The organism is Candidatus Acidiferrales bacterium (genome assembly GCA_035515795.1).
Classification (GTDB): Bacteria; Bacteroidota; Ignavibacteria; order Kryptoniales; family JAKASW01; genus JAKASW01.
Genome location: DATJAY010000035.1, coordinates 63,362 through 77,537, shown reverse-complemented (window position 1 = coordinate 77,537; position 14,176 = coordinate 63,362). Strand labels below are relative to the sequence as shown.

Here is a 14,176-nt window from a genome sequence, read left to right as displayed (position 1 = left end):
ATGATACAAGATTACAAATGAAAACCCGGAGGCATCGAGGCAAGCTTCTGTTTTGCCTTTACAGTGCCGCGCAAGTATATTCTTAATACTGAATAAACCGGAACAGTAGAATTCACATTTAAGCCTACGTTTCTGCGGAAAAAAGTTGCTGCCTCGATCAGTTTTACTCGTAAAATAAATCATGAAACAATAGAAAGTCGTCAAGATGAAAAGAATTTTGCCATGCGTTCCGATATTTTTTTTGCTGTTTTTTCTATTAACTGTAGCTAACTCTCAGGAGAAACACGGTTATGATCCGAATGAGATATTCGATCCAAATTTTGACGGCCATGGCGGGAACGCTTATCGCAGCGCAAGCGGCGCTCCGGGACCGCGTTACTGGCAAAATCGTGCCGACTATAAGATTGAAGCGAGTCTCGACACGGCGACAAAAACCATAAAAGGGAAAGTTGAAATCGCTTATACTAACTCCAGCCCGGATGAGCTTCCTTACGTATGGCTCCAGCTTGAGCAGAACCAGCTCGGCGAAAATTCGCGCGGCGTGTCAGTCTCAGGAAACCCATCAAGAAATTTTTACGGCGGGGACAGCATCGCTTCTGTGATTGTCGAAGGGGAAGGTAAAACTTCTAAGGCGAATTACCTGATCAGTGACACGCGAATGCAAATACGTTTGCCTCACTCAATTAAATCGGGTGGAGGCAGAATAAAAATCGCGATTGAATATTCCTTCGTGATTCCGCCCGGCGGATTGGGCAGGACAGGCTGGATGTACACGAAAAATGGCGCGATCTATGATGTTGCACAATGGTATCCGCGCATGGAAGTGTATGACGATGTGAACGGATGGAACAGCTTGCCGTTTCTTGGTGAAGGAGAATTTTACTGCGAGTACGGCGACTTCGATTACACCGTGACAGTTCCGTCGGACATGATCGTTGTCGGTTCCGGAGAACTCGTCGATCCCAAAGATGTTCTTACGAAAAATGAAGTCGGCCGGCTGGATAAGGCGCGCAAGAGCGACAATAGGGTTTATGTCATTAGTCCGGACGAGATCGGAAACCCTCAGACACGTCCGAGAGAAAGTGGAATGCTGAAATGGCATTTCAAAATGAAAAACTCGCGCGATGCTGTCTGGGCTTGTTCGCGTGCATTTATCTGGGACGCCGCGAGAATAAATCTTCCAAGCAGAAAAAAATCACTCGCCATGTCGGTATACCCGATCGAAAGCGCATCGGATTCAATGTGGGGACGTTCGGCCGAATACACCAAAGCGAGCATAGAAATTTTTTCGAAAGATTGGTTCGAATATCCGTATCCCTGTGCCATAGATGTTGGAGGCCCGGTCGGTGGCATGGAATACCCCGGGATAGTGTTCGACTGGTGGCAGATGAAAAACAAAGTGATGTGGTATGTTACCGCACATGAGCTCGGACACAACTGGTTCCCGATGATCGTCGGATCGAACGAGCGTGCAAACGCATGGATGGATGAAGGATTCAATACATTCATAGACATTTATGCGTCTGATGAATTTAATCATGGAGAGTACGCACCGAAGCGGGACAATGAGTTCGACCCGGAAGGAAAAAATCCCGCCCGTGATATAGTATCGTATTTGATGAATCCGGAATCGCAGCCAATCGTCTCTTTTGCGGACGCAATTCCCGGAAAGTATTCTCATCTGCTTGAATACTACAAAACGGCACTCGGACTCTATATGCTTCGCGAGAACGTTCTCGGACATGACAGATTCGACTATGCATTTCGGACTTACATAAAGAGGTGGGCGTACAAACATCCCATGCCGGCAGATTTTTTCAGAACGATGAACGACGCCTCGGGCGAAAACCTGAACTGGTTCTGGAAAGGATGGTTTGTGAAAAACTATAAACTAGATCAGGCAGTTGACAGCGTGAAATATGTCGATGGTGATCCTGCGAAAGGTTCACTGATCACGATTGAGAACAAAGACCGGATGGTTATGCCGGTGACGGTTGAGGTTAAGGAGTCGAATGGGAAATCCGGCAGAATGAATTTCCCTGTCGAAGTTTGGGAACGCCGCGGCTTGTTCACGTTCAGGTATAATTCGACGGGCCTGATCGACTCGGTGGTGGTTGATCCGGATAAAATTCTGCCGGACGTGAATGCGGATAATAACACCTGGGCGAGAAAGTAGGAACTCTCGGAACATACATGTAAAAGAAATCACACCTGGGAGAGTTTGACTTGCTTCCGTTTCATCGGCAGGACATATTTCAACGTGGTTTTAAAAAGAAGGAGACATGAAATGAGTAAATTGGCTCTATCTTTCTTGGTGTTGGTTTCGGCTCTGACGTTGTCGGTTCCAATCAAAGCACAGTGGTACGACAATGATCCGTGCAATCGAACTTACTCGGATGGCTTCAAAGATAAAGACGGTTCTGGTAAGAATGGCGCGATGCGAATCCGATTCTATATAACGACGCACTACACTGCAGAAGATATAGAAACGGTCAAAAAGAACTTAGTCCCTGCCATGGTTTCTTTAATGAATGACTACTCAGGGGACATGAGTTACAATGTACGGTTCGAAGGCGCCGATTGGAATGATGACCCGAGCACTTACAATTTCACATTGTTCCTCGACGTTTACCATCGCGAAGATGATACATACCGCATTTACGTTTGTATGCATGGATGGGGTGCAGGCCACCTGTGCCGCTTCTCCAGCGACGGTACGTCCACAGATATCGAGAAAGAGCTGGCAAGCGCCGCCAACGAAGCTGTCGACCGCTTCGAGAACGGCTGGACGTGCGCAGACTGAGGAGTGTGACGGAAAATCAAGAACATCAGGATACAGCTGGAGTCAGGGGGAAATTGTTTGAATAGTTATCGATGACAATTTCTCCGGACACCACCGCCATTCAGGCGAGCCGCGCGCGTTACGGCGTTCTAATCTTTGCACTCGCCATCACTGCTATTTCCTACCTTGATCGCGTTTGCATCTCTATGGCCGCACCGTTTGTGGAAAGAGATTTGCACTTGAGCGACTTACAATTGGGATTGGTCTTCAGCGTGTTTACTTTTGCATATGCGGCATTTGAGATTCCAGGAGGATGGCTTGCCGACCGTTTTGGCCCGCGTTTGATGTTGACGCGAGTCGTGGTATGGTGGTCGCTCATGACTGCCGCAACGGGCCTCGCCTACGGATTTGTCTCGCTTTTGCTCGTGAGACTTTTGTTTGGGGTCGGCGAAGCCGGCATGTTTCCGGGACTTTCGCGCGCGTTCTCAAGATGGTTTCCAAAAAACTGGCGGGGCAACGCCTTCGGCCTCGTCATCATGTCCGCACTGCTTGGCGGCGCTGTGACGCAATGGCTCACCGCCGAACTCCTGACCCGCTGGCATTGGCGCACGATTTTTTTCGTGTACGCGCTTGCTGGAGTGGCATGGTCCGTTTTGTGGTTTTGGTGGTTTCGAGACGAGCCGCAAAGCCATCACGGTGTGAATCAATCAGAATTGAAAATCATCTCTCCGGAATCCGCCCGCTCCACCGAGCGGGAGCGCACGCCGTGGAAACAATTGTTCCGGAATCGTTCTCTGACACTCTTATGCGGTATGTACTTCGGTGTGATTTACGGCTGGTATTTTTTTCTGACGTGGATGCCGAAATATTTACTCAGTGCGCGAGGCTTTGACCTGAAAACCGTCGGCTGGCTCGCTATGCTGCCGTTGCTTTGCATGGCGGCGGGCGTCGCATTGGCCGGATGGACAAGTGATCGTTTGGTTCTGCGCATCGGCCGGCGCTGGGGCAGGCGCATTCCCGGAGTCATTGGACTGCCGCTTGCCGCCGTGATTCTCGTGACGGCTATCGAAACCGCCGACGCGAGAGTCTCGGCGTTTCTCTTTGCCACAGCCGCCGGGTTGGCCACCTTTGGCGTTGCGCCGGCCTGGGCAGCATGCCTCGACATCGGCGGCTCACATGCAGGGGTCGTCACAGGGACGATGAACACTTTCGGAAACCTCGGCGGCGCCGTCGGTCCGATGCTGGTCGGCTTCTATCTCGACTGGGGTCATTCGTGGAACATTCCGCTGTTGACCGTGGCCTTTTTCTATCTGTTCGCCGCGGCGTGTTGGCTTGGAATTAGGTCCGACGAGCCAATTCAATTATAGCTTCCTTTTCGCCTCCCAAACTGTTATCTCGACGGAGCACGGCGATGAGAAATCTATTATGGAGGTTCCGTAAGAAATTTCTCCATGAAGTTGAGGAGACGTCTGGCACTGGCTTGGATAGTTTCGGGTGACTTCTATTTCGAATCTTGAGTAATAACCTCCAGTATAATCGCTTTCCTCCGTCCTTGTTTCGCTTCGCGCACCAATGAAGCCATTTTCTCTTTACCTTGATTACCTGTATCTGCCTCCCTATATTTTTTATCATATTTAACGAGAAAAGATGCCTGTCTCCATAATAAAAAAGATTTTCGGCTCAAAACATGAGCGCGACGCCAAAAAACTTGTACCTATAGTGGAAGAAGTGAACGAAGCTTTCGCGAAACTTCAGAGCTTGTCCGACGATGAACTCCGGCATAAGACTGAGGAATTTCGTTCAAGGATCAAAGAAGAGGCCGCGGAGTATGAAAAAGAAATCGATGAGCTGAAGGAAAAACTCAAAGAAGACGTCCAGGGTGAGGATCGGAAGGGAATCTATCAACGGCTGGACGAATTGGAAGAAGAGCGGGATAATGTCATTGCAGATATTCTGGATGAAATTCTTCCGGAAGCTTTTGCAGTCGCCAAAGAGGCCTGCCACCGGCTCGTCGGGAAAAGCTGGGACGTAACGGGACACAAAATAGTCTGGGACATGGTTCCATTTGACGTCCAGCTTATGGGCGCACTTGTCTTGCACCAAGGAAAGATTGCGGAGATGGCGACCGGCGAAGGGAAAACTCTCGTAGCCGTGATGCCGCTTTATCTCAATGCCCTTCCGGGGCGAGGCACACATCTTGTCACAGTCAACGATTATCTCGCCAAACGCGACAGCGAGTGGATGGGAAAGGTCTTTGAGTTTCTAGGACTCACCATCGGCTGCATCCAGGCGGACATGGATTCGACGCAGCGGAGGAGAATGTACGAGTGTGACATTACTTACGGAACCAATAATGAATTCGGCTTCGATTATCTCCGCGACAATATGGGCGTCGGCCCGGAAGATATCGTCCAACGGGAACATTATTATGCGATCGTCGACGAAGTGGATTCCGTTCTGATCGATGAAGCGAGAACGCCGCTCATCATCAGCGGGCCGGTCGGATCGACAGAGCATTCGTTCGACAATATGAAGCCCCGCATCGAGAGGCTTGTCAACGAACAGGTCCGGTTCATCGGCCGGATCGTTGCAGATGCCGAAAAATTGTTGTCAGAAGAAAAAGAAAAGGAAGCGGGCGTTTTAATACTTAGATCGTACCATGGTTTTCCAAAACACAAGAGATTGACAAAGCTCCTCACCGAGCCGTCAAACAAACGCCTGATGCAGGAAACCGAGCTTGAGTACCTGAAGGACCAAGGCTCGCGGATGCACGAGATAGATGACGAGCTTTACTATTCCATCGATGAGAAAACCCACGTCATCGACCTCACGGAGAAGGGACGCGAATATCTTGCATCTTCCGAGGCGGACAAAGATATGTTCGTTTTGCCGGATATCGGAACCGAAGTCGCTGCTATTGAGAACGACAAATTCCTGACTCCATCTCAGGTTCAGCGGAAGAAAGAGGAGTTGTATAAACTCTACGCTGAAAGGAGCGACCGGATCCACACCGTGTCGCAGCTTCTGAGAGCGTATTCACTTTATGAAAAAGATGTCGAGTATGTCGTTCAAGACGGGAAAGTCTTGATCGTCGATGAGTTCACCGGCAGGATTTTGCAGGGACGCCGCTACTCCGAAGGTCTTCACCAGGCAATTGAAGCAAAGGAAGGTGTGAAAGTCGAGCGTGACACTCAAACGCTTGCGACCATCACTCTGCAGAATTATTTCAGGCTTTACAAGAAATTGGCCGGCATGACCGGAACAGCGGAGACGGAGGCGGCAGAGTTTTATGACATTTACAAATTGGATGTCGTGGTTATTCCGACGAACAAGCCGATGGTTCGCGACGACATGGACGACGTGATTTACAGAACTAAGCGAGAAAAGTACAATGCTGTCATAAGTGAACTTGAAGAAATGAAGAAGCAGTCGCAGCCCGTCCTTGTCGGGACGACCAGCGTTGAAGTCAGTGAAACACTGAGCCGGATGTTGAAGCGGCGCGGAATCGGCCATGAAGTCCTGAACGCGAAACAGCACCAGCGCGAAGCTGAAATTGTCTCGCGTGCTGGAATGCCGGGCGCGGTTACTATTGCAACCAATATGGCGGGTCGTGGCACAGATATTAAGTTGGGTCCGGGTGTCGTCGAGAAGGGCGGACTCCGCATCGTCGGCACTGAAAGACACGAAGCACGCCGGATCGATCGGCAGCTTAGAGGCCGCTCCGGCAGACAGGGCGATCCGGGGTCATCGAAATTTTTCCTTTCGCTCGAAGATGATCTGATGCGGTTATTCGGAAGCGACAGGATTGCAAGGGTCATGGATAGATTCGGAATGAAAGAAGGCGACGTGATCCAGCACCCGATGATTACTCGCAGTGTTGAACGGGCACAAAAGAAAGTCGAAGAGAATAATTTCGCGATACGTAAGAGGCTGCTCGAATATGACAATGTGATGAACCAGCAGCGCGAAGTTGTCTATGACCGCAGGAGGCATGCGCTCGTAGGTGAACGTCTCAAGGACGAGATTTTCGATATGCTTCGTGAGCATTTGAATGAGACTGTAGAAAATTACTACGACGGCGGCGACATCGCCGGACTCGTCGATGAACTGAGACGGACTTTCCTTATCGATGTCAACTTTACGCCGGATGAATTCCGCCGCCTCGGCAAAGACGGCGTCGTGGAACGGGCTCACACTGCCGCGGTCGAATTTTATAATCGTAAGGAACAGGAGCTTGGCGTTGAGATAATGAGCAGGCTCGAGCGTATGGCGATGCTTCAAGTGATAGATGAAAAGTGGAAGGAGCACCTCCGCGAGATGGACGATCTCAAAGAGGGAATAAATCTGCGAGCTTATGGACAGAAGGATCCGCTCGTAGAGTACAAGCGCGAAGCATTCGACATGTTCGTGGTCATGTTAGGAACGATCAATAAGGAAGTTTTGCAGATAGTGTTTCGGGCCTTTCCGGCCGTGCCGGAAGAAATCCCGCAGCGTCGCGCGGCGAAAATGCCGAGAAGGGATCAAATGCAGCTTCAGCATGATTCCGCTGTTGGACTCGGGATGCAGGCGAATAGGGAACCGGCAGCGCAGGGCCAGATCAAACGACGGCCGATCAGGGTTGCGGAAAAAGTCGGGCGGAACGATCCGTGTCCCTGCGGAAGCGGAAAGAAATATAAGAACTGCCACGGGAAGTGACGAAGCAGTTTTCATTTTTTGCATTGTCGATAGGTTTTCTTTTGACTCCGGCGCTTTTACCTCCGGGAGCAGTCGCCTCCAATGGAAATTTATCCCGACATCTGCCGGTTAAAGTCCAGTCAATTTCACCCACACAAAAAATCTTGACGTTTTCATCCGATTCGGGAAGCGCATCAGCCTTCTTGATCCGCAGCAGTTCTCCATACATTGCTTTCCCATTTGTTGCCGATGGAAACGTCAGTTACACGGTTCAGAGGCGAGATCCTGAGACCATTGCCTTCAATAATAAAGTACCTGCCATGGTCGATACCGCGGAAGGAAATTCTGTAATTACCTCAAAGGATTCTCGAAATCCGGCAAATGTTGTCTCGCTCAAGCAGGTCGGGATAATGAGGGGGAAAAAAGTCTTTTCACTCATTGTCTGCCCTTACGATTATAATTCGGGCGCCGGGAAATTGACTTACTATCGAACCGTCAATGTGAGTCTGACTTCAGACCGATCGTTCCCTCCGGATTTTGACAATCTTGCGAAAGCGCAAAAGACACTGACGGGATCGTCGGAGCCTGTCAACCTTCGCAAGGCAAGCGCTCAGCAACTTCCGTCCGGATCGTACATAAGAATTGTGGTTAATCGAGAGGGGATTTATCATATAACCGGATATGATCTCGATACGGCCGGAGTCAACATATCCGGCATCACTTCAGAGAACATGACCTTATGGAATCACGGGAAACAAATACCAATTTATGTTTACACCACCAGCGGAGGTCAATTTACGAAGGACAGTTATTTCGAGTTTTATGGAACACCGAACCTTATCAATTATTCCGGCGGCAGACCGGATATGTATCTCGATCCGTTCACTGACAATAACGTGTACTTTTTGACAAAGGATTCTACAGCGCCTGCCCAGCACCTCGTCACCGAGTCTGGAGCGTTGAACCGCGTCAGCAATGCCACCGACCTCTCAGGATATTCCTTTACTCAGATTGCTCATCTAGAAAAAGACGGACAGTTTCTTCGCCTCGACGCGGTCGATCCCGATCAAACTTACGACAAGAGAGATCATTGGTACTGGACAGAGGTATCGAGCAACCAGATGGTGACTGTGCCGTTTTATCTGTCTTACCCTGACACGACTTCCATTCAACCGCTTCTCATCACTGCAGCTTTTCATGGCGTGACTCATCTTGATGGCCAGAATGGCTCACCAAACGTGCCGAACGAACATCAAGCTGAACTCTTTATAAACCAGAGCCACGTTCTGAACACGACCTGGAACGGCCAGACCATGCAAATAGCCCAGGTCGGCGCCGATGCTAATATCCCGCAAAGCGTGCTGCATCACGGAACAAATAATTTTCAGGTTTACGATGCCAATCCTGGAACCATTGCAGTGACGACTTTTGCGTTCAATTGGGTCGAGTTGAAGTATCAGAGGCTTTACGTGGCGGACAAGGACTACATAAGATTTACCATCCCCGATAATGCCCTGCCGGGATTTTATAACTTCACGATTCAGAATTTCCACAATTCCTCCGTTTCAGTCTACAGATTGAATGTCTCGAGAATAACCGACGTTACCATTCAGTCTCTGAGCAGTCAGGGTTCAACCAGGGGATACGGCGCATTGTTTCAGGCTTACGTCCAGTCGACAGGAGATCAGTTTATCGCGGTCAGCGACGACGGAAAGCTGAAGCCGGTTCAAATCGAGCAGATTCCCAATGTCGGCCTGTCATCATATGATTATTCAGCGGATTATATCATGATCGTCAACAGGCAGCTTGATGACGTCGTCAAGAATACGGATCCGAATAATCCGATAAGTCGGTTAGCATCATGGTACAATTCGCATGGAACAAAAACCATCGTCGTGGACGCAGATGAAATTTATGACGAATTCAGTTATGGGATAAAGAGCCCTTACGGAATAAAGTCATTTATCTCCTATGCCTATCACAACTGGTCCAATATTCCGAAGTATGTTTTGTTGGTGGGGATCGGGACATGGAATACGAAGAATGGCAATGACGCCCAAAATTTGATCCCGGTGATGATGATGCAAACGTCTACTTTCGGAGCTACAGCCGCCGATAATTTTTATGCATGTGTTGACGGCGACGATCCGCTTCCGGATATCGCCGTGGGAAGAATACCGGCAGCCACCATCGATCAACTGAACACAGTCGTTGACAAGATCTTGAGTTATTATTCAAACAAATCGTTTGGCTGGCAAAATGCCGCTCTGCTTATCGGAGGAGAAGAGAACGTATTTCATACTCAAACCGAGTCGATCGTAAATTCGATGATTCCCTCCAACTTTTTTATAAAACGGCTTTATACAAGCATTCAAGATCCTCAAGTCGATACGAAATATTATGGTACAACGCAGGACCTGCTGGGTTATTTCAATCAAGGACTGGCTCTTGTGAATTTCATGGGGCACGGCGGCGGCGCCATTTGGGCTGACAACGGAATTTTGACAAACGACGAAATTTCAGGCATGTCGAACAAAGACAAATATCCTTTTATTACAAGCATGACATGCTTCTCCGGAGCGTTTGACGGTCAAGAAGGGTTACCTCTGTCATCGACACTCTTGTTTGGGGAAAATAAAGGAGCGATTGGAGTTCTAGCTTCTGCCGGATTGGGCTGGAGAGATAACGATTTCCTTATGATCAGCAAGCTTCTCCCCCTGATTTTTGATTCAACCACATCAGGTTCGAGTATCGGTTCTGATCTCATGGTCGCCAAATCACTATATTATGCATCTTGGGTGGAGCCGCCTGTTACTCCCACGACAATGGTGAATCAGTACAACTTGATTGGTGATCCCGCGCTGGTTATCCAGCTCCCGCAAAACAACTCCACGGTGCAATTAAACTCTTATACCGTTTCTTCAGGCCAAAACGTTTCAGGAAATGTCTCAAACGGGCCCCCCGGAGGTTCCGGCATAGTTCAGCTGACGAATAACGAGAGCGACATGCTGGCTGAGGCAAATGTCAGCTTGGATAACACGGGTGCGGGTAGTTTCAGTGTTCCATTCTCCGGCGGATTCTCGGGGACAGGTCATGTCAAGGTGTACACTTACAATAGCTCTCTGCAGAGCTCGTCAAGCATAGATTACTCAACCGGAAATTCTTTCGTGCAGATAGCCAATTTCGGAATAACTCAGAGTACCGGCAGCTTTCAAGTATCGGTCACGGCCTATGCAACCTCGAGCTCGAATATAGCCACTCTCAGATTCGTCGGCAAAATTTATTCGTCGGCGAGTTCAGGCGCGAATAATCCGGTGGCATCATTAAGCATTCCGCTCGCTTTATCACAGAATAAATATTTCGGCGCCGGTTACATTAGCTCGGACACTCTTAAACCAGGCGAGATCATAACGGGAAATTTGCAGGCGACACTTTCAGACGGAAGCGTCGTGGGAGGTCAACAGGCATCTTATCCTGTGCCCGGTGCAGCAGACTTATCTGCTTTCTCGCCGCAGGGATTTGTGAATATCAACTCCACAATCATGGTTACTGCAGACACCGTTGTGAAGCTTGAGGCGCAAGTGTATGATTTGAACCGGGTTCCTGTAGAGAATCTCCGCGTCGATTTCTATGATGGGTCGCGCATGTCCGGGAATTTCCTCGGAAGCGCAAGAGTGAACATGGATACGACTTCTCAGAAGGTTGTTTCAATTCCGGCAACTTTGTCGGGAGGAGGTCATACGATTTATATCTATATCGTTTTTGACAGTCTCACGATCGGCTATGATTTGCATCCGGGAAATAATTACGCGTATAACAATATTTTAGTAAATTTCTTTGTCGCCAATCTTTCCGGAATGGTCGCTCTCGATTCAGCGGCGGTGTTGTCAGGAGCTTCGCCGGGGGAAATCTTTCAAGCACAAAGAGTATTCCCGCCTCTCTATCCGCAGCCTTCCATATTTCAGGCTAAAAGCAAAAGCGCAGGTTTACAATATTTCCAGTTTACTCCGGTCAAATATTCAAACGGCGAAAACTATGCTGTCGCTTTGAAAATTTCCGACCCCGACTCAGCAACCAACGCCAACCTGTCCGGTCTTCATTTATATATCTACAATCCTCGTAGCCAGACGCTGAACCTGGTGGGCGGGAATTACGCTAACGGAGCGGTGACGGCAAATGTTAGTTCGCTTGGAATTTTTTCCGCGGCTTTCTCGACGGATCATACTTCTCCGCAGGTTACGATTTCTGTCGGGGACCAATTTTTCTCGAGCGGAGATTATGTTCCACCAAATCCACGATTCTCTTTCCTTCTGCATGATGAAGACGGCATCGATCTGAATAAAAACGATATTGACGTCGAGGTCGATGGCAAGAAAGTCGACACGGCATCCGTCATACTCCCCGACACCGTTACGAATCCGACATCCGTAGCGGCGACGGTGCAGCTTCCCATAAAAGATGGTTCCCATAACCTTCAAGTCATGGCGAAGGATGCGAACGGAAACGTTTCAAACCCGGCATCAATAGACTTTGTTGTAAGATCGGATTTTAGCTTGAAAGTCTACGGTGCTTATCCGGATCCATTCGTTTCTCAGACTCTTATTGCATTTGAAGTAACATCGGCAAATCCGATTGATGCAGTCGAGGTCAAAATTTATACTGTAAGCGGAAGGCTTGTGAGAACGATTCGTTATCCGAGTAATAATCCGGAGGAGACCGTTGGACTCTTGCAAGGCGGTACAGGTTCTCCGACCGCGGTAGGCTATCATGAGGCGTGGTGGGACTGCACCGATAGTTACGGCAACCAGGTTGCTAACGGCGTATATTTTTACAAGGTAAGTGTGAGCAGCGGTGGAAAAACGCTTGAAGATATCGGCAAGATGGCGAGGCTTAGATAAAAAGATGAGAAAAGCCCTGACTATATTTGTTGTGTTTTATTCCGTCTCTCTGGCACAGACCAAATATGCCGCCAGCTTTCTTGAGATTCCGGTCGGAGCCGAGGCACTCGGAATGGGCGACGCTTTTGTTTCGCTGGCGGATGATGGCACTGCATTTCATTACAACCCTTCGGGGACCGCCTTGATAGACTCGAAAATATTATCCATGATGTATTCTTCGCAGTATGGTTCATTATTTTCTCCGTTGTCGAATTTCTTCTTTCTAGGTTATGCGCAGAAGCTTCAGGACTTGAACGTCTCGGTGGACTGGGTGAGGTTGAGCGTCGATGATATACCTTCCACGCTGGACCTGACGGAAGTTGAGTCACCTGCACTGAGGGAGGATTCTATCAAAAGCGGATTGGCGAATACCGGGTCGTTCAGCAGCGCAGACGATGCGATTTACTTAAACATAGCACGCATGTTCAAATTTGATATCGATTTCGGTTGGTCGCTCTTCAGAATTCCAGTGCAGTTCCCCGTCGGAATCAACTTCAAGATCATACATAGGTCGCTTTACGGGAGGACGGCATCGGGGGTCGGCATTGACGGCGGTTTCATGTTGAGACTTCCTTTCGAAGAGGAGAGTGGTGAGAAAAACCTTGGAACGTTTTCTTTCGGGATGAACGTCCGGGACGTCACAAACACTCGTATGGCATGGGACACCCAGACGAACGAATCGATTCAGCGGAGTCTCGTTTGGGGAGTTTCTTACGACGCGCCTATCGATGTGATCGGTGGAGATGTTGTGGTTACAGTCAATCGCGATTCACGATACGGTGATTTTCTCATAGGAGGTGAGTATGTTTATAAAAATCTGCTGTCAGTTAGAGTCGGATCCGATGCTTCTAATATCACGGCCGGAGCAGGAATCAATCTAAACTTCATACGCGTGGATTACGCATTTCTTGCCCAAGACCTCGGAAATGTAAACAGAGTGAGTGCATCATTTTACATGGACAAAATTTTCAAGTGAAAATTCTATATAACTACATTCTCCTAGCTATCGAAAAGTCGCAGGGGTTGCAGGGCAGGTTAGTCATATGTGCCATCGGCGTGCTTTCACTTTGTTTCGTGGGTTGTGCTCCGAAGGGGACTCCGATTTTCACGCTCAGCACTCCGCATTTCGTACCTCAATCTCAGCCCCGGGATTCAATCGAAACCGGGATCGGACAGGATCCAAACACCGGGGACATTTTCATTCAATGGTTTGCAGCATCGGGAGCCGCCGGATATAAGGTTTATCGCACCGATACAACCGATGCAAACGGGATCCCCGCCGGGTTTGAACTCGTTGTTGATTTGAAATCGACGCCGGCGGTGAAAGACACCTCGTATGTGGACGTTAATTCTGTGAGGACTAACGTGAGATATTTCTACTTTGTCAAAGCTTACGCCTCTGATGGGAGCATGAGTAATCCATCAGATACGGCCCATATTACGTTGCTGGATAGACCAACCCTTAACTACCCGGGAAGAAATGCGACGGTAAGCGCGAATAATCTTTCATTTGTGTGGAAAGACAACACTAACGGAGGGTCCACTGTTATCCGGCTCAAAGATATTTCTGTTATACCCTCTGTTTATGTTTGGATAAGCAGGGATACTCTTATTTACGGAGGGTCCACGATAAGTGCGCAATTCAATTTCGACAGCACCGCGTTTAGACCGTTGAAATCAGGAGATTCCTATCAGTGGCGTGTCGACAGGATCGATCTCAACACTGACGGGCAAGCGAAATCAATCTGGCAGACTTTCACAGCTAATTAGAAAGGTAGACCAA

General features: G+C 48.9%; 7 protein-coding genes. All 7 read left to right on the top strand.

The features are described 5' to 3' along the window. The first annotated feature begins 205 nt into the window (after positions 1-205). Positions 206-2,176: a M1 family metallopeptidase gene (locus tag VLX91_13940; GenBank protein HUI31306.1), complete on the top strand. Its 1,971-nt coding sequence runs from the start codon at positions 206-208 to the stop codon at positions 2,174-2,176. A gap of 111 nt (positions 2,177-2,287) precedes the next feature. After that, positions 2,288-2,803: a hypothetical protein gene (locus tag VLX91_13935; GenBank protein ID HUI31305.1), complete on the top strand. Its 516-nt coding sequence runs from the start codon at positions 2,288-2,290 to the stop codon at positions 2,801-2,803. Between the two features lie 71 nt (positions 2,804-2,874). After that, on the top strand, positions 2,875-4,149 hold the full coding sequence (locus tag VLX91_13930; GenBank protein HUI31304.1) for an MFS transporter: 1,275 nt from the start codon (positions 2,875-2,877) through the stop codon (positions 4,147-4,149). A 280-nt stretch (positions 4,150-4,429) separates the two neighbouring features. After that, positions 4,430-7,477, top strand: coding sequence for a preprotein translocase subunit SecA (gene secA / locus VLX91_13925; GenBank protein HUI31303.1), 3,048 nt, complete (start codon positions 4,430-4,432; stop codon positions 7,475-7,477). Continuing rightward, positions 7,474-12,354: a C25 family cysteine peptidase gene (locus tag VLX91_13920; protein ID HUI31302.1), complete on the top strand. Its 4,881-nt coding sequence runs from the start codon at positions 7,474-7,476 to the stop codon at positions 12,352-12,354. The genes secA and VLX91_13920 overlap by 4 nt, the downstream gene beginning before the upstream one ends. A 4-nt stretch (positions 12,355-12,358) precedes the next feature. Then, on the top strand, positions 12,359-13,369 hold the full coding sequence (locus VLX91_13915) for a hypothetical protein (GenBank protein ID HUI31301.1): 1,011 nt from the start codon (positions 12,359-12,361) through the stop codon (positions 13,367-13,369). After that, a complete protein-coding gene (locus VLX91_13910) occupies positions 13,366-14,163 on the top strand; it encodes a hypothetical protein (protein ID HUI31300.1) in 798 nt (265 codons plus the stop codon). The genes VLX91_13915 and VLX91_13910 overlap by 4 nt, the downstream gene beginning before the upstream one ends. Positions 14,164-14,176: the final 13 nt, after the last annotated feature.

What these genes read in the sequence shown, in the direction of transcription:
- VLX91_13940 (HUI31306.1), top strand. Translation starts at nt 206, where the DNA reads ATGAAAAGAATTTTGCCATGCGTTCCGATATTTTTTTTGCTGTTTTTT.
- VLX91_13935 (HUI31305.1), top strand. Translation starts at nt 2,288, where the DNA reads ATGAGTAAATTGGCTCTATCTTTCTTGGTGTTGGTTTCGGCTCTGACG.
- VLX91_13930 (HUI31304.1), top strand. Translation starts at nt 2,875, where the DNA reads ATGACAATTTCTCCGGACACCACCGCCATTCAGGCGAGCCGCGCGCGT.
- secA (HUI31303.1), top strand. Translation starts at nt 4,430, where the DNA reads ATGCCTGTCTCCATAATAAAAAAGATTTTCGGCTCAAAACATGAGCGC.
- VLX91_13915 (HUI31301.1), top strand. Translation starts at nt 12,359, where the DNA reads ATGAGAAAAGCCCTGACTATATTTGTTGTGTTTTATTCCGTCTCTCTG.